The 23,173-nt window shown below is 53.7% G+C and carries 22 protein-coding genes and 3 tRNA genes; 7 read left to right on the forward strand and 18 right to left on the reverse strand.

What is annotated here, in order from left to right; translation table 11 throughout:
- Positions 1-9 precede the first annotated feature (9 nt).
- The 10 genes from GC087_RS19555 to serB all read right to left on the reverse strand — a co-directional run bounded on the left by GC087_RS19555 (position 10) and on the right by serB (position 11,514).
- On the reverse strand, positions 10-765 hold the full coding sequence (locus tag GC087_RS19555) for a fimbrial biogenesis chaperone (RefSeq protein ID WP_006118290.1): 756 nt from the start codon (positions 763-765) through the stop codon (positions 10-12).
- 1 nt (position 766) lies between these two features.
- Entirely contained in the window at positions 767-2,050 is a 1,284-nt protein-coding gene (locus GC087_RS19560; protein ID WP_324029103.1) for a fimbrial protein, read from the reverse strand.
- Positions 2,051-2,064: 14 nt separating this feature from the next.
- A complete protein-coding gene (locus GC087_RS19565; protein WP_324029105.1) occupies positions 2,065-4,587 on the reverse strand; it encodes a fimbria/pilus outer membrane usher protein in 2,523 nt (840 codons plus the stop codon).
- Positions 4,588-4,592: 5 nt separating this feature from the next.
- Entirely contained in the window at positions 4,593-5,282 is a 690-nt protein-coding gene (locus GC087_RS19570) for a fimbrial biogenesis chaperone (RefSeq protein ID WP_205952610.1), read from the reverse strand.
- A gap of 39 nt (positions 5,283-5,321) precedes the next feature.
- Positions 5,322-5,819: a fimbrial protein gene (locus tag GC087_RS19575; protein WP_226374626.1), complete on the reverse strand. Its 498-nt coding sequence runs from the start codon at positions 5,817-5,819 to the stop codon at positions 5,322-5,324.
- Positions 5,820-6,120: 301 nt separating this feature from the next.
- A complete protein-coding gene (locus GC087_RS19580; protein ID WP_006121842.1) occupies positions 6,121-6,570 on the reverse strand; it encodes a YqeJ family protein in 450 nt (149 codons plus the stop codon).
- Positions 6,570-7,487 carry a winged helix-turn-helix domain-containing protein gene (locus GC087_RS19585; RefSeq protein WP_324029107.1) on the reverse strand — a complete coding sequence of 306 codons (918 nt, stop codon included), beginning with the start codon at positions 7,485-7,487 and terminating at the stop codon, positions 6,570-6,572. The genes GC087_RS19580 and GC087_RS19585 overlap by 1 nt, the downstream gene beginning before the upstream one ends.
- Before the next feature lie 322 nt (positions 7,488-7,809).
- On the reverse strand, positions 7,810-9,048 hold the full coding sequence (nadR, locus tag GC087_RS19590; protein WP_006121839.1) for a multifunctional transcriptional regulator/nicotinamide-nucleotide adenylyltransferase/ribosylnicotinamide kinase NadR: 1,239 nt from the start codon (positions 9,046-9,048) through the stop codon (positions 7,810-7,812).
- A 92-nt stretch (positions 9,049-9,140) separates the two neighbouring features.
- Complete coding sequence (radA, locus tag GC087_RS19595) at positions 9,141-10,523, reverse strand: DNA repair protein RadA (RefSeq protein ID WP_006121838.1); 1,383 nt, start codon at positions 10,521-10,523, stop codon at positions 9,141-9,143.
- A 13-nt stretch (positions 10,524-10,536) separates the two neighbouring features.
- Positions 10,537-11,514, reverse strand: coding sequence for a phosphoserine phosphatase (serB, locus tag GC087_RS19600; RefSeq protein WP_033740188.1), 978 nt, complete (start codon positions 11,512-11,514; stop codon positions 10,537-10,539).
- 107 nt (positions 11,515-11,621) lie between these two features.
- Between serB and GC087_RS19605 the strand changes: the two genes are divergently transcribed.
- Complete coding sequence (locus GC087_RS19605) at positions 11,622-12,290, forward strand: YtjB family periplasmic protein (RefSeq protein ID WP_033740187.1); 669 nt, start codon at positions 11,622-11,624, stop codon at positions 12,288-12,290.
- 114 nt (positions 12,291-12,404) lie between these two features.
- Here GC087_RS19605 and yjjG read toward each other — a convergent pair whose 3' ends face one another.
- The 3 genes from yjjG to GC087_RS19620 are packed head-to-tail and all read right to left on the reverse strand — an operon-like array spanning position 12,405 to position 13,927.
- Positions 12,405-13,085 (reverse strand): pyrimidine 5'-nucleotidase, encoded by a 681-nt coding sequence (gene yjjG, locus GC087_RS19610; RefSeq protein ID WP_006121835.1) that lies wholly within the window; start codon positions 13,083-13,085, stop codon positions 12,405-12,407.
- Between the two features lie 19 nt (positions 13,086-13,104).
- Positions 13,105-13,545, reverse strand: a complete 441-nt coding sequence (rimI, locus tag GC087_RS19615) for a ribosomal protein S18-alanine N-acetyltransferase (protein ID WP_205955954.1) — start codon at positions 13,543-13,545, stop codon at positions 13,105-13,107.
- The gene (locus GC087_RS19620) at positions 13,517-13,927 is read right to left on the reverse strand and encodes a DNA polymerase III subunit psi (protein ID WP_006121833.1); all 411 of its coding nucleotides are present in this window, start codon (positions 13,925-13,927) and stop codon (positions 13,517-13,519) included. Before GC087_RS19620 ends, rimI begins: the two co-directional genes overlap by 29 nt.
- Before the next feature lie 105 nt (positions 13,928-14,032).
- On the opposite strand from GC087_RS19620, the gene rsmC reads away from it, so the two are divergent.
- From rsmC to GC087_RS19640, 4 genes are all read left to right on the forward strand, one after another.
- Positions 14,033-15,064 (forward strand): 16S rRNA (guanine(1207)-N(2))-methyltransferase RsmC, encoded by a 1,032-nt coding sequence (gene rsmC, locus GC087_RS19625; protein WP_039338798.1) that lies wholly within the window; start codon positions 14,033-14,035, stop codon positions 15,062-15,064.
- A 159-nt stretch (positions 15,065-15,223) separates the two neighbouring features.
- Positions 15,224-15,310 (forward strand) — tRNA-Leu (locus GC087_RS19630).
- A 30-nt stretch (positions 15,311-15,340) separates the two neighbouring features.
- Positions 15,341-15,427: transfer RNA gene (locus GC087_RS19635), tRNA-Leu, on the forward strand.
- 28 nt (positions 15,428-15,455) lie between these two features.
- Positions 15,456-15,542 (forward strand) — tRNA-Leu (locus tag GC087_RS19640).
- 45 nt (positions 15,543-15,587) lie between these two features.
- Here the strand turns inward: GC087_RS19640 and GC087_RS19645 are convergent.
- Positions 15,588-15,821: a DUF1435 family protein gene (locus tag GC087_RS19645; RefSeq protein WP_006121831.1), complete on the reverse strand. Its 234-nt coding sequence runs from the start codon at positions 15,819-15,821 to the stop codon at positions 15,588-15,590.
- Between the two features lie 256 nt (positions 15,822-16,077).
- Here GC087_RS19645 and GC087_RS19650 point away from each other — a divergent pair, with 256 nt between their 5' ends.
- Both GC087_RS19650 and GC087_RS19655 read left to right on the forward strand, forming a co-directional pair.
- On the forward strand, positions 16,078-17,172 hold the full coding sequence (locus tag GC087_RS19650; RefSeq protein ID WP_006121830.1) for a GGDEF domain-containing protein: 1,095 nt from the start codon (positions 16,078-16,080) through the stop codon (positions 17,170-17,172).
- Positions 17,173-17,364: 192 nt separating this feature from the next.
- Entirely contained in the window at positions 17,365-17,829 is a 465-nt protein-coding gene (locus GC087_RS19655) for a YbaK/EbsC family protein (protein ID WP_033740183.1), read from the forward strand.
- Here GC087_RS19655 and GC087_RS19660 read toward each other — a convergent pair.
- The 4 genes from GC087_RS19660 to GC087_RS19675 all read right to left on the reverse strand — a co-directional run bounded on the left by GC087_RS19660 (position 17,826) and on the right by GC087_RS19675 (position 22,708).
- A complete protein-coding gene (locus GC087_RS19660) occupies positions 17,826-19,046 on the reverse strand; it encodes an MFS transporter (RefSeq protein WP_039338800.1) in 1,221 nt (406 codons plus the stop codon). The two genes, GC087_RS19655 and GC087_RS19660, sit on opposite strands and share 4 nt — an antisense overlap.
- Positions 19,047-19,246: 200 nt before the next feature.
- A complete protein-coding gene (locus tag GC087_RS19665) occupies positions 19,247-20,233 on the reverse strand; it encodes a nucleoside hydrolase (protein WP_324029110.1) in 987 nt (328 codons plus the stop codon).
- Between the two features lie 9 nt (positions 20,234-20,242).
- Complete coding sequence (locus GC087_RS19670) at positions 20,243-21,268, reverse strand: LacI family DNA-binding transcriptional regulator (protein WP_033740178.1); 1,026 nt, start codon at positions 21,266-21,268, stop codon at positions 20,243-20,245.
- Positions 21,269-21,313: 45 nt separating this feature from the next.
- A complete protein-coding gene (locus GC087_RS19675; RefSeq protein ID WP_006121824.1) occupies positions 21,314-22,708 on the reverse strand; it encodes an MFS transporter in 1,395 nt (464 codons plus the stop codon).
- Between the last annotated feature and the right edge of the window lie 465 nt (positions 22,709-23,173).

Consider the following 23,173-nt stretch of genomic DNA (forward strand, 5'->3'; position numbering starts at 1 on the left):
CGGCCCGTTTCACGGGGCTTCCTCGGAGGGAGCCACAGGCGCGGTAAAAGCCTGCGGGTTCCCCTCATCGTCCAGCGCCGTGTAATCAACAAGGATCTGGCTCGCCGCGGAAGGCGACGCGTTTCCCATCAGGGGATACTCTTTGCTGGAAAAAGGCGCGAGCGTTTTATCCCCGTCCAGATAAACGGTGTAGCCTTTTCCGCCTGCCCGCACGGTCATTTTGCCCGGCGTGAAAAAGTAGCCACTACGGTTGGTGGCACGAATGAAAACCTGCCCCTGCATTTTCCTGACCTGAAAGGTGACGGCGTTCACCCGTGCCGTAAACGGTATCGCCTTCTTAAACGGTCTGTTGATCACTTTAAGTTGGGTATTCAGCGCCATGCTGATCTTATCGCTGCCCGGCTGTATCGTTCCTTTTTTTACGGCGCTGATTTCGTACAGATTGAGCCAGTAAAGGGATTCCCGATCCTGTGGCAGCGTTGCGGCCAGCTCAGTGCGTAAAACGGTAATCTGTTTTTTTTCATCTTTGTTCAGCGTAAAAACGCCGGGAAGCGCGACAAAAGGAAAGGCTTTACTGCCCGGCGATTTTTCCGGAGCGCCGCTGTCGACCCAGGTCTGGATCAGCACGGGTGCGTCGCCGCTGTTAACCAGCAGTAACGGGGTTTGCACCTCGCCGGGATGGAAGATCAGTCGGCTTTGCTGCGGAATGACCGCGGCCTGAGCGTTAATCACGATACACATCCATAACCAAAGAAACGTTTTCATCTTATTGCAGCCGAATGAGGATAGATGCGGTTGCATCAACATGGCCCGCCGTCACCGTTTTACCCGGGAGCTTTGCCAGACGGGCGTTGAAAGTTCGCTGATACAGTTTCTCGTCATTCTGCTGGCTGCCGCTGATCACCTGCGCGTCCTCCAGCACCGGTCGCCAGCCCGCACTCCCGCTGAAGCTGCTCCAGCTTAAAAAGGAGACGGGCTGGCCACCTGACGTTTCCAGTTGAATGCCCACGCCTTTCGCCAGCGACGGTAAACTGTCGTAATGATCGGACACCAGGTAGCGCGAAAGACCGTCTCCCGTCGTCAGTCCCAACTGCTGCGCCTGCAGCCACGCGGCGTAGCTCGGTTGAAAGCCCAGAGACAGCTGACCCGACTGAACGCCAGAGAGGTTTTCGGTTCCGTCCGCACAGGCCAGCGTAATGCTGAGCGGCGCCGTCACCGCCTGGCCTTCATTGAGCGCATTGATGCTGATGCCGGGGAAAAGGACGTTTGCGGTATAATTCTCCACCCGGCAGCCCTGGGTCATATTTTGCGTCAGAGTGGCGACCGGCGCGGTATTCATCCCAAAGGCCATGTAACGTCCGGTTCCCCAGGTTTCAAAATGGTTCCAGCTGTCCTGACCCGCTTCGGGCACATTCATCCCCGGCCCCATAAACACCACATAGCCATTGGGCTGGTTGCAACTGTAGGAGCCAGTGTAATTATCAGCCGCCGCCCAGAGGCAGCCCCATGACGCGTAACCCGGCGTACGGTTGTTGCTGTCGGTACGAATGAGCTCCGCGCTGATGGGGCTGAAATCGCGCCCCCTGATCTTGATTTTGTTCCCGTCTATCTCATACTGCGTGAGCGGCACTTTTTGCCAGATACGGGTAAAAGGCTTACCACTGCGCACGTGAACCAGTTTTAACGCGGTATAGGGAAAGTAGGTCTGGAAATAACTGTCCCCCATGTCCCAGGCGCCGCCAACGTTACTGTCGCCATTGGTGGCGAAGACCTCATACAGCTGATCTTTATCGGCAAGATCACACTGGTACAACACACGGTCGGGATTGCTGTTATTGACAGCCGGTACGACCCGAAACACCGAGCGGGCCAGCACCGTGCCGGCCGGCTGATAACGCAGATTCATTAATGCGATATTGCCGAAGTTAAGTGGCGCACCGCAGGCATCACAGCCCTGATCGACCGGGTTGACCCGGGTGCAGGTCGCGTAAGCCGGGAGCCATGCGGTCAAAAAAAAGAATGTCATTACCGCTAAAACGCGTTTCATCATTAACACCTTAGAATCTAAAAACGACAGACGGCATCCGCGTAGGTCATCACCGCGTCAGGTTCAGGTTGAGGTATGTGGTAATCCATCACGCAGGACGATTGCGCATCGTCACCCCAGACGGCTTTCAGTCGGCCCTGGGTTTTCGCCACACGTAACCAGGCATTGCCGCCCTGGCCAAACGTGCCCACGCGCTTGCCCGTCTCATCCAGCAGATCCGCGCCCACAGGCACCATAGCATCGTGATTCGTGCGGGTTTTCAGCATCAGGGGATAACCGCGTAAGGTTCTGAACGACACCTTCACCATCGCACCGGCATAAGGCGCGACACTTTTTTCGCTGTCCTGAATTTCCACATGACCGTCGCTGCCGCTGGCACCCAGCGTAATGGTGTTGTAGTGATACGGGTTGAGCGAAGGAACCAGCGCATAGCCAAAGCGATCGATTTCACTGCCCTGGCTGTTCAGGATGCGTGCGCCCCTGGCCCCTTTCGCCTCGACGAGGGCGAAGGTATCGCCCAGATAATGGCCTAACGTCACACCACCGCTGTGGATCACCGCCGCCCCCATGGCGTTAACGGACATCTGATTAAAACGTGAAGAGGTCGAGGCAGTACCGGTCACGCTGGCCTCAGAAAAGGTTTTGCCCAGGCTGCCGCTTACTGTCGTGTCACGCTGCTGCTGATCGCGATTCACATTCAGGCTGTAGCTGGTGCCGCTCTCACCACTCAGCCCGCTGAGCGACGCTGTGTAATTACTGCCGTTCTGGCTTCCACGGGATCCCCCCAGAGCCAGGTAAGGTGAAGTGGCGTCCGTGCCCAGCGGCACAGAGACACTGACCTGTAACTGGGTATCTTTATAAAACGTCTCGTCTGCGTACTGAGCCATGACAGCTCTGCGCGGATCGGTGGCATAGGCTCTGCGCGAATACTGGCGGGACAGGGAAATATTCAGTGCGATGTTTTTGGGCAGCACCGTGCCATAACCGACCTGAAACTGTGTCGTCCGTGAGCGACCGTCATAGTAATTTTGCTTCGAGCCGGAGAGATAGATGTTGCCCCACTGCCCCAGCGTCTGATTCAGGGTCATCTGCAGGCGGGTACGCTGCATATATTCGCTGGTAATACTGTTGCGGCCCGGCGTTTCCGCATTATTCAGTGCAATCACGTCGTTGAGATCGCGGTAACCCTGGGTGGAATACTGGTAGCCCGCAAACGTCAGAGTGGTATTCGTGGGCTGAAAGGTCCGGCTGTAACTCAGTGCGTAACGCCATCCCTGGGTCGACTCACCGCCGTTCAGAACCGCGCTGGAATACGCGCTGTTAAATCCCACGGCCCCTATGTCTGAAGCCCAGACGCCGCCAGCCAGCACGGCATGATAGCGTTCACCCAGCCTGACGCCGCCGTTCAGCGTAATGGCATTGCTCAGGCCGTGCCTGGCGGTTAACTCAGTAAAGGTGTTGGCTTTGCTGTAATCCCTGACTTTACCGGCGGCAAAGTTGTAGTCTGTCCGGCCTGGACGCAGCGACTGCGGTAAGACCGCATACGGCACACTAAAACGATGCAGGCTGCCGTCAGACTCCTGAACCTCCACGCTGAGATCGCCGCCATAGCTCACCGGGCTCAGGTCATTGATCGTAAACGGCCCTGGCGGCACGGTTGTCTGATATATCCGTTGCTTGCCCTGCCAGACCGTCACGCGGGCATTGCTGTTTGCCACGCCGCGCACCAGCGGTGCATAACCCCGAACAGAATCCGGCAGCATACGGTCATCAGAGTCCAGACTGACCCCGTTGAAACTGACCGCCGTAAACAGATCGCCGTTACTGAAAAGCTCGCCTATGCCCGCCTCACTTCGTAATGACGGCAGCGCACGTTGTACCCAGGCCCTGGCGCTTTGCCAGCGATTGCCGACCTCGTCATGCGTAAAGTTTCCCTGTTGACGAAAACGCCACATGCCGACATTGATGCCACTGTTAATACCCAGATACGTGGATTCGAAACGCTGCGCATTTTTATAATCGGAATAGAACTGGTTCAGATTGTAATTCACGAACCCCATGGTCGTGCCCGCCGTCAGGTTTTCGGGCGCGATATAGCCGACGGGCCGCTGAACCCGCATCGCCTGTGGGACGGTAACGTCTACACGCAGGCTGCCCGTATTCACGTTAACTGACGCGCCCGTCAAAAGCGCATCGGGCCTGGCACAGTCTTTCGCCTTGAGCGCAGTGAGATAGTGGGCTTTGACGCCGAAGGCCTGATAAAAGGACAACGGCAGGCATACCGAAAGCGCTCTGCCCGCACGAACGATATCAACCGACGTGGACTGTTGAAATTTACCGTTGAGATAAAGATCGACATCATAGCGGCCGGGCTGGAACCAGGCGTCCTGCACATTGTCAGGCATCGCAATCTGTCCAGGCAGCATTTCGCGCACTAAAGCAGGATCAAACAGATAGTCATCCTGACCTTCAGCCGCCTGACCGCCCCGGAGGAAAAGCAGACTCAAAGCGAACAATAAGAATAATGAGACTATATTCATTTCTGCTACTTTTCGTTCACGTTTATTCTTTCGTCGGCACCAAAATCATTAATAAGAACGGCGTTAAGCGTATATCCCTGAAGGGATGACTGGCCTTTTAACGTAATACGCTGCTCACTAAACGGTGCCAGCGTCACGGCTTCATGCCAGGGAACACGGTTATTTCCTTTAACCAACGCAAAAGATCGAATATTGGCGTAAAAGGGCGAGGCATTGCGGAAAACGATGTCATGTCCCTGAATATGGTATGAGAGCGCATTCTTCAGGTTATCCATGGAAAAATTCAGTCCATTTGGGCGAACGATAACCTTTACTCTGTTCTTAATAATCAAATAGAGTTTATTCTTATCCTCCAGCCCTTTTTTTAACGAGGGGATCTCGGTGTAATCCATATAAAACAGTGACTCTCTGTCCTGAGGAAGATTATTCTCCGTCACGTTGAGCTTTACCGTTTGGCCGGCTTCAGGAGCAATCCTGAATATTTGCGGCAACGCCACAAAAGGGGGGACAGAATGATTATTGAGATTGATCGCCTGAATCTGAATCAGCGCTGGCTGATCGCCAGTATTCGTAAACTGAAGCGTTTTTTCTTTTTTCGCACCGTCTACAATGACGCGCGTGCCATTTAATACGACGCTTGCCTGACAAAACATGGCTGAAAAGGCCAGAAAAAGAAGAACTAGAGACTTCAACACAGGGTTCTCCTGCCCCCTTAAAATAAGGGGGCCTGATGATTAGGGATAGCTGACAGAATATTGAACGCTACTTAAAACCGTACCGGCGCCCGCCTTTCCAGAGTCGCTGTAATAGACGACTGAAAAGTTTTGCGATGCGCTGGTGCTTCCGCTTTCCAGCGTCATACCGGTGACCCTGGCCGTCCCACCCGACAAATCTATCGCGTTGTCGTTACTGTCCAGTAAACGCAGCGCCACGTTTTCGGCGGTGCCGGTATTGAGTAAATCGCCGGTGGGCGAAATATTATTGCCAGCCAGATTAATTGCCATTGCCTGTGTTGATCCGGCGTCCGGTGCGACGCAACCGGTTAAGTTAATCGTAAAAGGTGTTTTACCGGCGGTTGATTTTGCTGTACTCAACTCGGCCGTTGAAACGGTCGGCAGCAAAATAATCGGGCTGCCGGTTGCATCATTAACATTGACGTTACAGGTTTGTGCATTGACCTCACCCTGAAAGCGAATTGTATTTTCTGAGGCTGCAAAAACATGGCAAGACATTAAACTCGCACTCCATACAACAAGCGTCATGCAGCGTGAAAAAGAGCTGGCTTTCATTGATTCCCTCTTATGATTTTTGATGAATAAAGATGCGCATTGGCGGCGAGGATCATAAGGCGCACGGCAGGGGAACGGTGTGTGAAGTGTTCTGAGCTTATGTGAAGGAATGCACCATCAAATAGAAAGATATTTAAATTCAATTAGATGGTGTTAATCCTCTGTTACTGAAATGAGAGTCCCCTTAAGATAACCACAGACCGGGAACCCACAAAGAACATTAACGATCGCCACGTTTTATGGCTTATTTTTCGCAGAGGTAAAGCGGAACAGGGCCCGAATAAAATGTCCAGGTGTCAATACCCGTCCTTTTGATGACAAAGGGAAACGTCGCCCCCACGTTAATAAAAAATGCCGGCAGCCACTTTTGCTGTTCCTGCTGGGACATTTGATTATCCGGGGACGATTCAATTAATGTTGACCGGGCAAGGTACAGATCGCCCTCGCGCTGATAAGTAAACCGGATAATTTTGCTCAGACGAGTAACGTTATTATCGTGATCGGTGAGTCGGCCGGTGATGGCGATAACACCGTGCCCCTCTCGCATATCATGAGAGGTGATGACGGAAAATGTCTCACCATTTCTGATGTAATTACTGTTTGCAATACAATGGACAGAATCCTGTCTGAATAAAAACACGACAATGCCTGCTGCTGTCATCACGATTACAGCCAACAGAAAGGTTAACTTCACTACTTACTCCTTATATAATAATACGAAATACAGTCGGGGGAGCCGAAAAACGAGAGTGCATTTTTACATTGCAGTACCGAAATGCGTTCACCATTGGTAAATGCCGTGATATAAATCTTTCGTCGTTCTGTACAACTGACTTTACTGTCAACGGCGATGCGCGCGACCAGGCCATTACCGGCTTTTTCATTGGCGTATATTTCACATCCATTCATATCAAACCGTTTAATAAAAATCATCTCGTGGCGGTGAAGTGAAAAGGTCATGATGGCAAAACCACAAACCAGTATCGTCATCACCGCCAGTCCCGTGATAAAAAGATGCCGTGTCGAAATAGCATAGCGATAAGCGCCTTTGCTGACAGTGAATTCAGCAGGCTCAGGACGGCTGATGGGCTGTTGAGATTCTGGTTCAGAATACGGTGCGTTCTTAATAAGGTTTTCTGAAATATCCTCATCATCCTGAATAACGGATTCCGTTGTATCGCACGCACTCGCCTCTTCACCGGACGTAGCGAAGGGCGGAATATTCTGTTCGTCTTTCTGGTCGTTTTTTCCTGCCCCAGCGTCCTCATCAGCAGGCGCAATTGTCGACTCCTCAATAAGAATCGCATTTGCCAGCATGAAGCCACGGCGTGGAATGGTCCTGATCACATCCTGACGGATATTGCATGCCAACAGCGCTTTTCTGATGAGCGAAATACTTTGATATAACGCATTGGCACTGACCTCCATCCCAAACCGTCGCCAGGCATACTGATAAAACGCCTCATGATCGACAATTTCGCCCTGCCGCGCGATCAGCAATTCAAAACAATATGAGACTGAAGAATGCAGCTTCAGCGTCTGATTATTACCAACAATTTCCCTTTTCCCAGGATAAAAAACCACTTCATTACCAATACTTATCTTTTTCATATTATTAAATCCGGATATATCCTTATTTCTGTCTTATGAATGCTCCCTTAATATAAGCCAGTAAATAATATTGAACTTACATTTAACATAAACAAACAGAAGAAATAAAATAACTTCAGACTTTAAATACGAAATAATGTTACTCAGGAATTCAAAATTCTTTATTTTGTTTGTGTATGTTACGTACGTTATTTGGAGGGCGCGGTATTTCGCAAAGCATTATTTTTTGTAATCAAAAAGGCGGGAAAATAACAGGCGCAGAAAACAGGACGTGAGGAGCGGCAGGGTGTCCCCTCACCGCCCCGGCGTGCAGGCAAAAATCTCAAAGGGCGCTTTGTTCGCCCAGCATACCTTTCACCAGTTCAATACAGCGCAGGAAGCGCGCGTCATAATCTTCTTCCTGCACATGAACGAAGTCGATGTTGTTTTCACCTAACATCGCTATCAACATGCTCTGGAACTCGCGGCGATCGACAGAGCTGCCCAGGCTGCGTAACCCGTCCGCTACCCAGGGTACGTTGTTTTCCAGCAGGATCACCAGATCGAAGCGATACTCGTCAATCATGGCCTGAACAAACGGATGCTCACGGCCTTCATACTTTTTACAAAATGCCTGGGTCGTGACGAAATCGGTATCAATAAATGCCACTTTATTGGCATATTTCACCGCAAAATCGATGTACTGTGCATGGCCCAGCGCGATCTTGTCGTAGTCTGAATACTGAAGCGCCATCTCATCGCCGCCCAGATGTGAAAAGACATAGTCGCGGCCATATTCCCAGGCGCTGGACGTGTTAAAGATGTTCGCCAGCTTATTCACCAGCATCGATTTCCCACTCGATTCACCGCCCAGAATGGCCACGGTGCGCACAAAGAAGGGCTTCACTTCGGTGGGGATGTAATCCCAGAAGCGGAAAGGATCCTGACGAATCTGCGCGCCGCTGATATTCATAAACGATCGGTTCGGATCGATCAGTATGGTTTGAATGCCCAGATGCTGTTGATACATCTCAGCATCAGGTGCCTCACTGGTATAGACGCAGTCTGCCGCAATCCCCTGCTCTTCCAGAAAGATCTTTACCCCTGCGCTCCACACATCCCAGCCATGAGGATAGGGCTCAATCCCCTCTTCATCGAAGGCGTGAATGCGAATATTTTTCTGGTACTTAAAGGTTTGCAGTAACCAGCGCAGACGATCACTGACGGTGGGCTGCTGCGACATGGCGCTGTTTTCAAACAGGCTCAGATCGCGCGGCTCGTCGTAGCCCATGATGATATGCAGCTCATCGACCTGACTACAGGCGCGCTGAATCAGATAGATATGGCCAGTATGGAGCGGATAAAACTTGCCAAAAATCACCCCTATTTTTTTATCGCGACGGGGGAATTCCAGGCCGAGAAAACGGTGCAGAGCCTCCAGCTTTTGCGCGCTGGGGCTTTTAATTTTCGCGTTAAGCAGTTGGCTTAAATACCCTTTGGTCATGCCACTGGCATCGGCCACCTGTTGAAGCGTGTGGCCCTGCTGGCGAATCGCCGTTTTTAAATAATCAAACGCCGACATGTGGTGCCTCCTGCAAGCAATGTTCAACGAGGGGAAGAGCGTAGCCTGTCGTCTGCCCGGTGACCATACGGCCACCGGACAAACGGACTCGCTTAGAGATCATCAAGGATAGCCAACGCATCCGCCAGCTTCTTCGCGCTGTATACGCGCATGCCCTCAATCGGCTTTTTCGGTGCGTTACCCGCCGGCACGATCGCCCGCTTAAAGCCATGTTTAGCCGCTTCAGCAATGCGCTCCTGTCCGCTGGGCACCGGACGAATCTCTCCGGCCAGTCCGACCTCGCCAAAGATAACCAGATCCTGCGGCAAAGGGCGATCGCGCAGGCTGGACACCATCGACAGCATCAGGGCCAGGTCAGCACTGGTTTCCGTGACTTTCACGCCGCCGACCACGTTGACGAACACATCCTGATCCGCCATTTGCAAACCGCCATGACGATGCAGCACTGCCAGCAGAATGGCCAGGCGGTTCTGTTCCAGACCGACCGCAACCCGACGCGGATTGCCCATCATCGAATGATCCACCAGCGCCTGAATCTCCACCAGTAAAGGACGGGTGCCTTCCCATAACACCATGACCGAACTGCCGGACGTGATCTCTTCACCACGCGACAGGAAAATGGCGGACGGGTTGCTCACCTCACGCATGCCCTGCTCGGTCATGGCAAATACGCCAAGTTCATTGACGGCACCAAAGCGGTTTTTATGGCTACGTAACGTCCGGAAGCGGGAATCGGCATCGCCGTCCAGCAGGACGGAGCAGTCAATGCAGTGCTCCAGAACTTTTGGCCCGGCCAGCGATCCGTCTTTGGTCACATGGCCCACCATGATAATTGCCACGCCACGGGTTTTAGCGAAACGCGTCAGATAGGCGGCCGTTTCACGCACCTGCGCCACGCTGCCCGGCGACGACTGGATATCCGCCATATGCATCACCTGAATCGAGTCGATCACCATGATTTGCGGCTGCTCCTGCTCCGCAATCAGGCAGATCTGCTCAATGCTGGTTTCCGACAGCATGTTCAGATTGTCACTCGGCAACCCCAGACGATGGGCGCGCATAGCGACCTGCTGTAATGACTCCTCCCCGGTGACGTAGAGGGTTTTCATGCTCTCGGCTAAACGGCACATCACCTGCAACAGCAGCGTCGATTTCCCGGCGCCGGGGTTACCGCCAATCAGAATGGCACTGCCCGGTACCACACCGCCACCCAGTACGCGGTCAAACTCTTTAAAACTGGTCGAAAAACGGGGCAAGGCTTCCAGACTGATTTCGGACAGCTTTTGCACCCGACTGGTTCCGGCATTGCCTGCATAACCGCTGAGGCGCTCATTGCGCGCCGCCGCCGGTGAGGCCGCAATACGGACCTCGGTAATCGTGTTCCAGGCGTGACAGGCGCTGCACTGCCCCTGCCAGCGTGGATAATCTGCGCCGCACTCGTTACAGACAAATGCGCGTTTTGCCGCTTTGGCCAAAACAACTCCTCAGTTAACGCTCTTCGTGAATCAGGCTACCGGTCAGGATGCAAAACACGCCCATCAAATCGGCATGGCGAATCGTGACGGCGGTTTGCTCATTGACTTTCGGTTTGGCATGGTAAGCAATGCCCAGCGCCGACGCTTTTATCATCAGCAAATCATTGGCACCATCGCCGATCGCCACGGTCTGCTCTGGCGCAATCTCAAAACGCTTCGCCAGCTTTTTCAACGTCTCTGCTTTGTACTGTGCGTCAACGACAGGACCCAGCACCTCGCCGGTGAGTTTTCCGTCCCGGATTTCCAGTTCATTAGCGGCTATTGCCGCCAGATGCAGCTTATCGCGCAGGAACTCGGCAAAATAGGTGAAGCCACCTGAGGCAATCGCGACCTGCCAGCCCAGCGCCTGTAATTTTTTGGTCAGCGTGGTCAGACCCGGCATTAAGGGCAGTTCGTCGCGCACCTGCTTAAGAATATTGGCATCCGCCCCTTTCAGCGTCGCCACGCGCTGGCGCAGGCTGGCGGTAAAATCCAGCTCGCCGCGCATCGCCCGCTCGGTGACTTCTGCCACCTGCTCGCCGCAGCCCGCCAGTTTGGCTATCTCATCAATACATTCGATTTGGATGGCGGTAGAATCCATGTCCATAACCAGCAGGCCCGGCGTTTTCAGGTGGGGGATTTTCCCCAGCGGCGCTACGTCCAGCGCCAGCTCGTGCGCCAGTTTGCTGGCAAACGGCGTCAGGGAGCCCGCCAGGCGGATGACCTGATAGTCGTCAACGTTCCAGGCGCTGACGATCACCATGGCGGCCCCAAGCTGATGCTGGTAATCGGTCAGACGCTGTTTATCCAGACCGCGACCATAGAGTAACCAGCCGGTTCGGCCAGCACGGTAATCCAGCGGCATGACTTCATCACCGCTCAGTGAAAGGGGCAACCCCGGCCAGAGAGAGACATCAGCAGGCAGATCGCACCAGGTAAGATGATTTGACATCAGGGCTCCTGTAGGAACAACAAAACCACGCAAGAGGCTACCTTGTCTGCGCTGCTTCTGGCAACATAATATCCAGGCTTTCTGTCGTCACGTGATTCGGATAATTAATGGCTAAAACCGCACTGAAATTTCGCTTACATCGCACGGTGATTGTTTTGATTTCACTGGCGCTGTTAGTGGTGCTTATGCAAGGCGCATCCTGGTTTAGCCTTGGCCATCAAATGGCCCGTTCTGAACAGGCAGAAGAGCTGGCCCAGACGCTGACCCGGCAAGTGGCTTTCAGTCTGAAACCCTTGATGGATAACAGCGAAGACAATCGTAGCCAGATTGAGGCCATCATCAGTCAGATGACCGACAACAGCCGTATTCTGGATGCGTCCGTCTATGCAGGCGATGGCAGCCTGGTGGCGCACAGCGGCGAAAATATCAACGTGCGCGATCGGCTGGCGCTGGATGGCAAGCGCGCGGGCAGTTACTTTAATCATCAAATTGTCCAGCCGCTCAGCGGCAGCAATGGCCCTGCTGGCTTTCTGCGCGTTACGCTGGATACGCACGTGCTGGTCACCGAATCACGCCAGGTGGATAACACCACCAATATTCTGCGCCTGATGATGCTGCTGGCGCTGGCCATTGGCATCATCCTGAGTCGCACGTTACTGCGCGACCGTCGCACGCGCTGGCAGCAGTCTCCGTTTCTGCTCACGGCCAGTACGCCTGTGAAAGAGGATGACGAAGAGGACGAGAAAAAAGACGACGCCGCGAAACCCTCCGCGTGACGGAAGGGTTTACAGGTCAACGTCTGACAGCCCTCTCCTGCCTTGCTTAACGCTTAGCCCAATGTAAAAGGCCCGTTTCACGGGGCCTTACTGACGTTGCACTTCGGGCGAGAGTCAGCCTCTGAGCAGCGCTTCCAGCTCTGATAACGTGTTCACCCGCCAGTCGGGTTTAATTGCGTCAGGCAAGGGGCGCGTCCCATGGTCAACCCAACAGGTTTTAATACCGGCATTCATGCCGCCAAGGATATCGGATTCCGGCGTATCGCCGACCATCAGCACCCGATCGCGCGGTGGGTTTCCCAGCTGCGCGAGCGCATAGTCAAAGATTCTGGCGTCAGGCTTAGGCACGCCCACTTCTTCTGACACCACCAGCGCAGAGAAGTAATCAAGAAAGCCGGTACGCTCCAGACGGCGCTGCTGCAGGGCGGTAAAGCCGTTGGTAATGATGCCCATTTTGACGCGGCCGTGTAGCAGCGTCATCAGGCTGTCTGCGCCCTCCAGCGGCAGGCAAATTTCCGCCATCGCTGACAGAAAGCCATCGTTAAGAATGGCCGGCGCCACGCTCAGTTTTTGCCCCCAGCCGGCAAAGCGGCGAGTCTGAAGCTCCAGTGCGGATAACTGGCCATTCTGGTATTCCACCCATAACGGCTTGTTGACCGCCTGGTAATCTGCAAAATCCTGGTCGGTAAACCGGACATCGTACCCGGCAAACAGGCGTTGCAGGCCGGCATACGAATCAAAGTGAAACAGCGTGTCATCTGCATCAAACAGAATGCAATCCCAGTTATCTAACATCGACATTCCTTACAAGCGGCTACAGCGTCAGCGCCATGATCAGGGCATCTTCACGGCCACTGGCGCAAGGGTAATAGTTGGGACGGCGGCTGACCTGGTTGAAATCCAGCTGTTCGTACAGCGCGATGGCCGGTGCATTGGACGCACGCACCTCCAGCCACAGCGTCATCACATCGCGTGCAAGCAGTTGATCGATTAAATGCAGCAGCAGCGCCCGCCCGAAGCCGCGCCGTTGATACGCCGGATCGACAGCGATATTAAACAGCGAAGCTTCATCCAGCACCACCTGGGTAATGGCAAAGGCGGCCATCTGGCCCTCGACATCCAGCCGCAGGTTGAGAAACCGCTCGCCCTGGTTGCTGATAAAGGTCTCTTCGCGCCATGGAAACGCATGGCTACGGCACTCAATCGCGAAAGCCTGGGGAATCGCGTCAGGCGTGAGAAAAGAAATGGCTGTCATGTTCACACATTTGTTGCCAGAGCGCGCGCCGGGCGGCACCGCTACTCAGGAGTTCATTGAAAGAGGCGCTCGATAACGCCACGCCGTTAAAGGATTGCTCGCTCTCAACGCCCAGCAACCACCCTGCACAGTTCAACGTTTCCGGCAGCATTTGCAGCTGATCCGGCGTAACGGTCATGACCTGCGTGGGTTTCAGACCGAGCGTGTGCAGAACATCACGCAGGAAAGGCTCCTGCAAACCGGGCGGATTTTCCGCCACGATAATCAGTTGGGTATCCGGCAAAAGCCGCACGGCGATTTCGCCCTGGAGCACGCGCGGGCGGCGCAGTTGATACTGCGTTATCCCCATTTGCTGTAAAAGCCAGTCGCGCCTGGACGTCATGGTATACCTGCTTTGCTCGCGGAATGCGACGCTATGCTAGCAAACCCATCGAACATGCGCCAACAAACCACTATAATCTCCGCTCAGATCTTACAGGAGCCCGACATGTCTGCTTTTACCCCGGCCAGTGAAGTCATTCTGCGCCACAGTGATGAATTTTCCACCCGCCACGTTTTATTTGCTGGCGACCTGCAGGATGACCTGCCCGCACAGCTGGAGACCGCCGCTTCCCGTGTGCATACCCAACAATATCATCACTGGCAAAACCTGAGCCGCCGCCTGGGCGACCAGGCGCGTTATGGACTGGTTGCGCAGGCCGACGATGTGCAGGGTTGCGATACGCTGGTTTACTTCTGGACCAAAAACAAACCTGAAGTGCAGTTTCAGTTGCAGAACCTGCTGTCGTTACTGCCCGTCGGCTGTGATGTGTTTGTCGTCGGTGAGAACCGCAGCGGCGTGCGCAGCGCAGAAGGCATGCTGGAGCAGTGGGTGACCCTGGAAAAAATCGACAGTGCGCGGCGTTGCGGTCTTTATCACGGACGTCTGGAGAAGCAGCCCGCCTTTGATGCTTCGGCCTTTGGCAACCGCTATCAGCTGGATGACCTGACCATCCATACCTTACCTGGCGTTTTCAGCCGCGACGGCCTGGATGCCGGCAGCGCGTTACTGCTTTCAACATTCACGCCCCATACCAAAGGCAAAGTGCTGGATATCGGCTGTGGTGCAGGCGTGATTGCGGCGTCGTTACCGGCGCATTCGCCCAAAGTGCGCCTGTGGTTATGCGATGTCCATGCCGCCGCAATCGAGGCCAGCAAAGCCACCCTGGCCGCTAACGGTCTGGAAGGCGAAGTATTTGCCAGTAACGTCTTTTCCGATGTCACCGGGCGCTTTGACATGATTATCTCCAACCCGCCGTTTCATGAAGGCACCCAGACCAGCCTGGATGCAGCACAAACGCTGATTCGTGGTGCCGTTAAGCACCTTAACAGCGGCGGAGAACTGCGCATTGTGGCGAATGCCTTCCTGCCTTATCCACAGGTGCTGGACGAAACCTTTGGCAATCATGAAGTGCTGGCGCAGACCGGTCGCTTCAAAGTTTACCGTGCCGTTTACGGTCGCGGTGCGAAAGCCCGTTAATCTTTTTTCTGCCTTTTTCGCCCTTTTTGCGTGTTGCCAGGCTGAAAACGTTGCTTTTTGCAGCGATCGTTTCCGTCTGGCGAAATATGTGTTGACGCATTGAGTAAAATCTCTAAAATGCGCCTCCGTGGTTGTAATACGGTAACGTATTACGGGTATGCGAAGGTGGCGGAATTGGTAGACGCGCTAGCTTCAGGTGTTAGTGTCTTAACGGACGTGAGGGTTCAAGTCCCTCTCTTCGCACCAAAATCACAGATTTCATATCGCGAGCACTGCGCGAAGGTGGCGGAATTGGTAGACGCGCTAGCTTCAGGTGTTAGTGTCTTAACGGACGTGAGGGTTCAAGTCCCTCTCTTCGCACCAATGCGGTGATATGAAAAGACAACAGGATGCGAAGGTGGCGGAATTGGTAGACGCGCTAGCTTCAGGTGTTAGTGTCTTAACGGACGTGAGGGTTCAAGTCCCTCTCTTCGCACCAACGTTGTCCTCCCTCTCTTTTTCTTCTGCTCCCTTTTTACTGTTACTATCCGGTTAATCTCACGCTAATCGCGGCCAGCACGCTCGCCAGCGCCAGACAGGAAGGCAGTAACACATAATGCCGCATCCGCTGATTAAACAGCATCAGCACTGTCAGCAGTAACGCCACCAACATCATCATACGCCACTGCCCGAAGCTGGGTTGCCACAGCGTCATGGCTGGTATTACCGCACAGGCCAGTACGCCCGCCCATGCACTGTCCAGTTTTATCCCGCGCATCATTGTCTCCTCATCTGTCATCGCTGTCAGGACAGTACCTGATTACATGGATGATAACCATTCCCATTATCATATGATAACTATTCTCAATGCGCAGCTTGTTTTTGTGGCCCGGCGGGAAGATGACAGAGAAACAAGAAAATGCTAAATTGCGGCTGATTACACAATTTATAACAGCAATATTAAATCTGTCGATCGGCTGAAATCATTTGCCGGCTTTTGCTTTGTTATTTCAGGGCCGTCACGAGTATTAATAATGAAAATAGAATCTTATGATGAATTGAAACACAGCAAATACCGCCTTTCTTTCATGCTCTTTTTGTTTTTAAACGCTGCAGTTTCACTATTTTGTCTGCTCCCTTTAGCAGAAAACAATGAAACACAAGTTACTGTACCGGTGATTATGGTGGCTTTCTTCAGTATGACGATGCTGGCCACGTGTTTAATAAAGGCAAAACTAAAATTACCCCTGTTAAATCCTGTGGCGTTGATTTTAGGCGGGTTATGGGCGTGGCATATTCAGCACCGCTACCAGTTTGTTTCTTTGACGGATGGTGGATTTCTGATTGTCAGTCTGCTGTGCGTTTTTTTTATCAGTGCGATTGCCTTAAGCGATTATTTAGTGGCGTTTTGTTTGCACATCACGCCCGCAATGCTCACCGTGCTGATGCTGGATCACGGACAGCATTTGCCCTTGATTTTATTGACCATTGCCCTGCCGCTGATCGGGTTTTCTTTACAACATTTAATGCGCCGACGTTCGGAAGATTTTACACTGCGCTTAATGTATCAATTATATGAAGAGAAAGAATCGTTTAGCGATCTCAGTATGCTCGATCCGTTAACCGGTTTATATAACCGCCGCGGACTGAAGAACCGCCTTGATAACATTCTGGATAATCATGCGGGTAGCCATTATGTGTTATTGCTTGATATCGACCATTTTAAGGCCTACAACGATAATTACGGCCACGCGATGGGCGATCAGGCGCTGGCCCGCGTTTCCGTCGCTATTCGTGACGCCGTTCGGTCACGTGATGTGGTAACCCGTTATGGCGGCGAAGAATTTCTTGTGCTGATGACCAATGTGAATGCCTCGATTGCCATGAAACTGGCTGAACGTATTCGGCAATATGTCGTCAACCTGGAAATACCGCATATGTTTAATGAGCGCGTTTCTACGCATGTGACTATCAGCGCAGGCATTGCCCCTATTTACGATGATGAATTTGATCAGGCGGTTGCGAACGCCGACCGTGCGCTTTACGTGGCAAAAAATCAGGGGCGCAATACCATCCTCGCCTGGGAAGATCTCCCCGTACTTCACAACACCGTCAGCGAGATCGGCTAACCGCCGTGCCGGGTCGCAGGACCACCAGCCGTCGGCACGTACATCACCGGGGGCTGTCTGTCCCCGGCCTGACGGCCATAGCTCTCTGTTAACGTACCGTTATGCATTCTGTTACCTATTCTTTCTCTCTGCCGTTTACACCACCGCGGGCTTATGGCAATTTCTACGCCTTCGATTAGTCGGGAGTAAAAAATGAGCCTGGAGTCTGTACGCCAGTTTTTTGCCGAGCGTGCGCCGGAAATAGACATCATTGAGATGCCATACAGTACGGCAACGGTAGAAATGGCGGCACGTGTTCACGGTGTTGAACCGGGACAAATTGCGAAAACGCTGTCACTCAAAGTGAAAAATGAGGTGATCCTGGTGGTCACACGCGGTGATGCACGGTTAGATAATCGTAAGCTGAAAGCGGTGATGGGTGCGAAAGCGCGCATGCTTAGTGTGGACGAAGTGATTAACTGGACCGGGCATCCTGTGGGCGGCGTCTGCCCTTTTGGCCTGGAAAACCCGGTGACCGTGTATTGCGATATCTCGTTAAAAAGCTTTGATGAAGTGTTGCCTGCCGCAGGATCGATTCACAGCGCTGTCCGCATTTCGCCGCAGCAAATGGCTGAACTCACTGCGGCAAAATGGGTAGATGTCTGTGAAACGCGCTAGTGCGTCTGCTTTGCCACCGTTCCCGAAATTGTCATGCCGCGCGTTTCCCGGCCAAAGGCGACAAACAGGCAAATCAATATTGCCACCGTCCCGGCTACAATGGCCATACCGAGACCGTAATTGCCGCCATGCGCTTCAGCAATGCGCGACTGCAGCGTCGCGTTGACGGACGCAATGAGATTCCCCAACTGATAAACAAAGCCGGGCAACACTGCTCTTGCGTTTCCCGGAACCAGTTCGTTCAGATAAGTCGGGATCACGCCCCAGGCGCCCTGCACCATAAACTGCATCAGGAAGGCACCGAGACCAATCGTCCAGGAACCGCTGGAAAAGGCCCACAACGGCAACACAGGCAGCGTCAGCAGCGCCGCGATAATAATGGCTCGCTTGCGCCCAATGCGTTCTGACAGCGTACCGAAGAAAATGCCCCCCAGCATCGCAGCAATATTGTAGGCGATAGCAATAATACTGACCGTGTGCGCATCAAACTGATGCTGCACTTTGAGGAAAGTCGGATACAGATCCTGCGTGCCGTGGCTGAAAAAGTTAAAACAGGCCATCAGCAGCACCATGTAAATACATATTTTCCAGTGCTGGCGCAGGACGGGCATCAGGGCACTGCTTTCTTTACGTTCACGCGCGGCCAGCCAGACCGGGGATTCCGGGACTTTAAAGTAGATGAACGGCAACAACAGAATCGGGACAGCGCCGATAAGAAACATGCCGCGCCAGCCTACCATGTCGAAAACCAGACCGAACACAATGGACGCCAGCAAATAGCCACAGGGATAACCCGCCTGGAACAGGCCCGACATCAGACCGCGTGAACGATCGGGTATCGTCTCCATCGCCAGCGAGGATGCCACGCCCCAGATTCCGCCCATGGCAATACCGTAGAAAACACGAAAGGCCAGAAATGCGGTGAAGGTGGGTGACCAGGCGGACAACAGCTCAAACGCCGAGAAAAAGACGATATTCAGCATCAGGATAGGCTTGCGGCCATATTTTTCCGCCATCCGGCCAAACAGTAAGGCACCCAATGGGCGCACCGCCAGCGTCAGCATGATAGCGACCGACACGTCGGTGACGGAATTATGGAAGTACTGAGCAAGATTACTCAGGACAAACACCAGAATAAAAAAGTCGAAAGCGTCCAGCGTCCAACTGGCAAAACAGGCGAAAGCCACATTGCGCTGGGTCGATGTCCAGTCAAGCATACAAGTCTCCTCTCTGAGACACTCTGGCGCTCCGCCCAAAAATTTTCTGGTGGCTAACGAAGAGTGATGTGATTGTTAATCAAATGTATACATCATGTTTAGGAGGAGAGCGTATTGCGTAATTGTGAGGCAGTGGATCAGGCTGTAAGAAAGCGTGTCTGACTTCCTGCCAGCAGGTCAGGCGACGAATCGCCTGTACGTTATTCAGGAAGGTGTTGAAATGCCGACTCAATGATGGACAGCAAAAGAGCGTTATCCACACTGTGCAGCACATGTACCAGCGCACCGCTGTCCGGTGGGATACCGACATCCAGCCGCAGGGGTTGACGATAACGCCAGCTTTTCCCGCGTGTGGCTCCCGCACGAAGCTCAATATCGACCCGGTAATCCGTGCCCCAGGCGACACGCTGATTAAGCAACCAGGCGACAACCAGCGCATCATGAATCCAGCAACCTGGCAGATGCCGGGTCTGCATTGAATAATCTATCCAGGGCTGCAACGTCTCCCGCACGAAACGGGTCAGCGGATGAGCGTGCCGGGTAAGACGTTTGAGATCGGCCTGGGTCAGCATGGTTTGTGTTGTCACATCCATCGGCACCAGGGTAATGGCAGCACCGCTGTGCAACACCTGATGAGCCGCCTCGGGATCCACACCGAAATTCGTGTCTTTGATGTAGTCTTCCAGCGCAAAGACACCCCCCATAATCACAATCTCGGCTACCGCTTCGGCCATTGCGGGAAAACGCTGCATGGCCAGCGCCACATTGGTCAACGGGCCAATCGCAATCAGGGTGATCTCGCCGGGATTATCACAGATGAGCTGCCCCATCGCCTCAGCAGCATCGTTTCCGTCAGCCGGTAATGCCGCAGGCTGAGGAACGCCCTGCCATAACGCCATCAGGTCGAGTTGTTCGACCCGCTTATCCAGCAGCGCGCGCCAGGGCGCAGGATCTTCGCACAACGCCCGCGTTGCCCCCTGTACGACAGGAACCGCACAGCCCAGCCGCGCCATTAAGTCTTTAGCGACTCGTGCACCGACATCACTCGGGGTATTCCCGGCGACCGTCGTAATTAACTCCAGCGAGAGCCCTGGTGAGGCTAACGCCAGGGAAAGGGCCAGGCCATCATCAGTATTGGCCCCGGCAATCCCGTTCCCCGGATCGCAATCAATAATCAGTCTTTTCATTAGGTCGCTTTATTTGTTTTGTTCTGATGGCCGACAGCCACAAGATTCACCAATCTCAAGTTGGTGTGGGAATGCTTCAATCCGTGCCTCGCCATTCCACGCTTTCAGCATATGAATCGCACAGCGTGCCATCTCTTTAACCGGCTGGCGCACGGTGGTTAATGCCGGAACATGGTAGGCGGATTGATCGGTTCCGTTAAAACAGACCAGGGCCACATCGTCCGGCACACGAAGGCCATGCTGGCTGAAGGCGCGAATGCAGCCAATCGCCTGACCTTCGTTGCTGGCAAACAGGGCGCGCGGCACCCGTTTACTGGCAATCATACGTAAAGCAGCCTGATAGCCGCCCTCACGTGTATAGGTTGCGGGGAAAATATTGGCATCATCGGCTGGCAAACCATACGCCCGCAGCGCATCGCGCCAGCCCTGAATACGATCCTGCGCATTCAGCATGTCCCGGGGACCGCTGATCATCCCGACCTGCTGATAGCCATGGCTGAGTAAATGCGACGTCACCTGAAACGCCGCGTCACGCTCATCTACCCGCAGCATGCTGACACCGGGTTGTGGGTCGACCCGATCCAGCATGACCAGCGGTGTCCCGCTGGCTTTGATGATATCGATGAAAGGATGGCGATCGACACTGGTGTAAAACAGACCGTCGACCTGACGGTTCAGCAGCCCCTGAATCAGCTCCAGTTCACGCTTGCGATCGTCGCCGGCATCACCCAACAGCATCACATGGCCGTGGTTGAGCGACTCCTGAAGCAGCATATGCGCCATGGAGGCGACGAAGGGATTACTGATATTGGGCACCACCAGCCCAAACGTTTTGGTATTCCCTGACGCCAGGGCACGCGCGGCGGCATTCGGGCGATAGCCGGTCTGCTCTATTGCCGCCAGTACCCGTTGCCGGGTCGCGTCCGCGACCGGACGCGGGCCATTATTGATGACATAACTCACCACAGCGACGGAGGTCCCGGCAGCTTTAGCAACGTCACTCCGCGTCACGGCGGTTTTCACCTGTTTCGCCACTTCCCCTTCCTCACTTAACGTGCACTGCCTTTAGCATAGCCTGTTTCAGATAGCGTCCTCTGGCAGGTTAAGGTCGCGCCCACGTGTTTCCGGTGCCACAAACGTAGTCAGGAAACCAATCGTGGCCATCACGGAAAAATAGACGGCGATAGACCACCAGTGTCCGGTATAAGAGAGCATGGCCGCCGCAACTAACGGGGCGGTGCCGCCTGAAATAATAGAACCCAGCTCTTTCGCGACCGCCATCTTGGTATAACGGTGATTCACGCCAAACATCTCCACGCCCCAGGCCGCCTGTACGCCAAAGATGCCCAGAGAAGCCAGCGCCATGCCGACCACAATCACCGGAATCACGATGGCCGGTTCACGCGTATCCAGCAGGGTAAAAGCAGGCCAGGCATAGATCATCAGCAGCAGGCAGAACATGCGATAGACCACACGGCGACCAAAACGGTCAGACAGCCAGCCTGCAAACGGAATAATCAGGAACCCCAGCAATGAGGCGATAAACACCGCCGTGGTGGGCACGGATTTATCTACCATCAGCACCTTGGCGACATAGCCCACAATAAAGCCCTGGGCCAGATAAGAGGGGCCGTTTTCACCGATGCGCAGCCCGACCATTGTCCAGAAGGCACGTGTGCGCTGAAAGAACGGGCGTGTATCCGCTTCAGAACGATGCGCGGCAATCACCTGGGCGCGCGTTTCGGCAAGCTCTGCTTTCTTACGCTCGAATACCGGTGTTTCACGCAGATTACGACGGATCCACAAGGCCACCAGAGCGATCACCGCACTGCTCAGGAACGGAATGCGCCATCCCCACTCCAGCAGACTCTGCTTGTCCATTTGCACCACCAGCAGCCAGACCAGCGAGGCCAGCAACGTGCCGCTGTTAGAGCCGAGTGCAATGACCGATGACACCAGGCCACGGCGCCTGACCGGTGCATATTCACCCAGCATAACGGTTCCGCCTGAGAGTTCGGCGCCCGCTCCAAAGCCCTGACTGAAGCGTAACAGCACCAGGCAGGCCGGCGCCCAGATGCCAATCGAAGCATAGCTGGGAATCAGCCCAATCAACGTGGTGGAGGCGCCCATCAGGATAATGGTGGTGACCATGACGACCTTGCGGCCTTTACGATCGCCCAGCCAGCCGAAAAACAGGGCACCGATCGGACGGGCAATAAACCCAACGGACCAGGTGGCAAAACTGGCAAGCAGTGCCATCGCGGGCGTTTGTTCGGGGAAAAAGACATCACCAAAAATGATGCCCGCAGCCAGGCCATAGAGCGCAAAATCTGCATACTCCATTGCCGTGCCTAACCAACAGGAAACCGTAGCGCGCCAAAAATCTTTGCGGCCGGCTGAGGTGTTAAACCGCTCATCTGCGGCGGAGGTAGAAGGCAGTGATGCCTGTGTCGTAACGGAGTGCTGTGCCGTCATAAACGCTGTCCCTTGAAAATATGCAGATAGATAAATGCCATTCCGAGAGACAATTCCCTGACTGTAAGCAGAAGAATCGCTCTGGTGGCGACATTCAGTTGGCTAACCATGATGAAAGGAAAGTTAAAAGATTCCCTGGTGTTGGAATCCGCAGTATCGCGAGCTTCGCCGCTGTATTTTTCAGCGGTCGTATAAGTCTGGCGAATGTAACTTGTTCCTCGATCGGCCTACCGTGCATCGGGCACCGAGAGCAATCACTGGAAGCTAGTTTATCTACGCGCGTAGATAAATCAATAGCACTTGAGAAAATTTGTTAGATTTTCTTTAGTATCAAGCTGCATCGGATGCTATTTTTAACGCAAAATCAGAGGGTTAATTGTAACCTGACGCGCAAAAAAACAGCATAACGCTAGACCCGGTTCACTTTTCTTTTATCATTAAGCCAAACTGGCCGTCAGAACCTTT

This window comes from Pantoea sp. JZ2, from assembly GCF_035191405.1.
Lineage (GTDB): Bacteria > Pseudomonadota > Gammaproteobacteria > Enterobacterales > Enterobacteriaceae > Pantoea > Pantoea stewartii.

Excerpts from the sequence above, each read along its gene's own strand:
- rsmC (WP_039338798.1), top strand. The coding sequence starts at position 14,033 with ATGTCTGCTTTTACCCCGGCCAGTGAAGTCATTCTGCGCCACAGTGAT.
- GC087_RS19675 (WP_006121824.1), bottom strand. The coding sequence starts at position 22,708 with ATGACGGCACAGCACTCCGTTACGACACAGGCATCACTGCCTTCTACC.
- GC087_RS19620 (WP_006121833.1), bottom strand. The coding sequence starts at position 13,927 with ATGACGTCCAGGCGCGACTGGCTTTTACAGCAAATGGGGATAACGCAG.
- GC087_RS19565 (WP_324029105.1), bottom strand. The coding sequence starts at position 4,587 with ATGAATATAGTCTCATTATTCTTATTGTTCGCTTTGAGTCTGCTTTTC.
- rimI (WP_205955954.1), bottom strand. The coding sequence starts at position 13,545 with ATGACAGCCATTTCTTTTCTCACGCCTGACGCGATTCCCCAGGCTTTC.
- GC087_RS19605 (WP_033740187.1), top strand. The coding sequence starts at position 11,622 with ATGGCTAAAACCGCACTGAAATTTCGCTTACATCGCACGGTGATTGTT.
- GC087_RS19645 (WP_006121831.1), bottom strand. The coding sequence starts at position 15,821 with ATGCGCGGGATAAAACTGGACAGTGCATGGGCGGGCGTACTGGCCTGT.
- GC087_RS19555 (WP_006118290.1), bottom strand. The coding sequence starts at position 765 with ATGAAAACGTTTCTTTGGTTATGGATGTGTATCGTGATTAACGCTCAG.
- GC087_RS19575 (WP_226374626.1), bottom strand. The coding sequence starts at position 5,819 with ATGTCTTGCCATGTTTTTGCAGCCTCAGAAAATACAATTCGCTTTCAG.
- serB (WP_033740188.1), bottom strand. The coding sequence starts at position 11,514 with ATGTCAAATCATCTTACCTGGTGCGATCTGCCTGCTGATGTCTCTCTC.
- yjjG (WP_006121835.1), bottom strand. The coding sequence starts at position 13,085 with ATGTTAGATAACTGGGATTGCATTCTGTTTGATGCAGATGACACGCTG.
- GC087_RS19660 (WP_039338800.1), bottom strand. The coding sequence starts at position 19,046 with ATGCTTGACTGGACATCGACCCAGCGCAATGTGGCTTTCGCCTGTTTT.
- nadR (WP_006121839.1), bottom strand. The coding sequence starts at position 9,048 with ATGTCGGCGTTTGATTATTTAAAAACGGCGATTCGCCAGCAGGGCCAC.
- GC087_RS19650 (WP_006121830.1), top strand. The coding sequence starts at position 16,078 with ATGAAAATAGAATCTTATGATGAATTGAAACACAGCAAATACCGCCTT.
- GC087_RS19560 (WP_324029103.1), bottom strand. The coding sequence starts at position 2,050 with ATGATGAAACGCGTTTTAGCGGTAATGACATTCTTTTTTTTGACCGCA.
- GC087_RS19655 (WP_033740183.1), top strand. The coding sequence starts at position 17,365 with ATGAGCCTGGAGTCTGTACGCCAGTTTTTTGCCGAGCGTGCGCCGGAA.
- GC087_RS19665 (WP_324029110.1), bottom strand. The coding sequence starts at position 20,233 with ATGAAAAGACTGATTATTGATTGCGATCCGGGGAACGGGATTGCCGGG.
- GC087_RS19585 (WP_324029107.1), bottom strand. The coding sequence starts at position 7,487 with ATGAAAAAGATAAGTATTGGTAATGAAGTGGTTTTTTATCCTGGGAAA.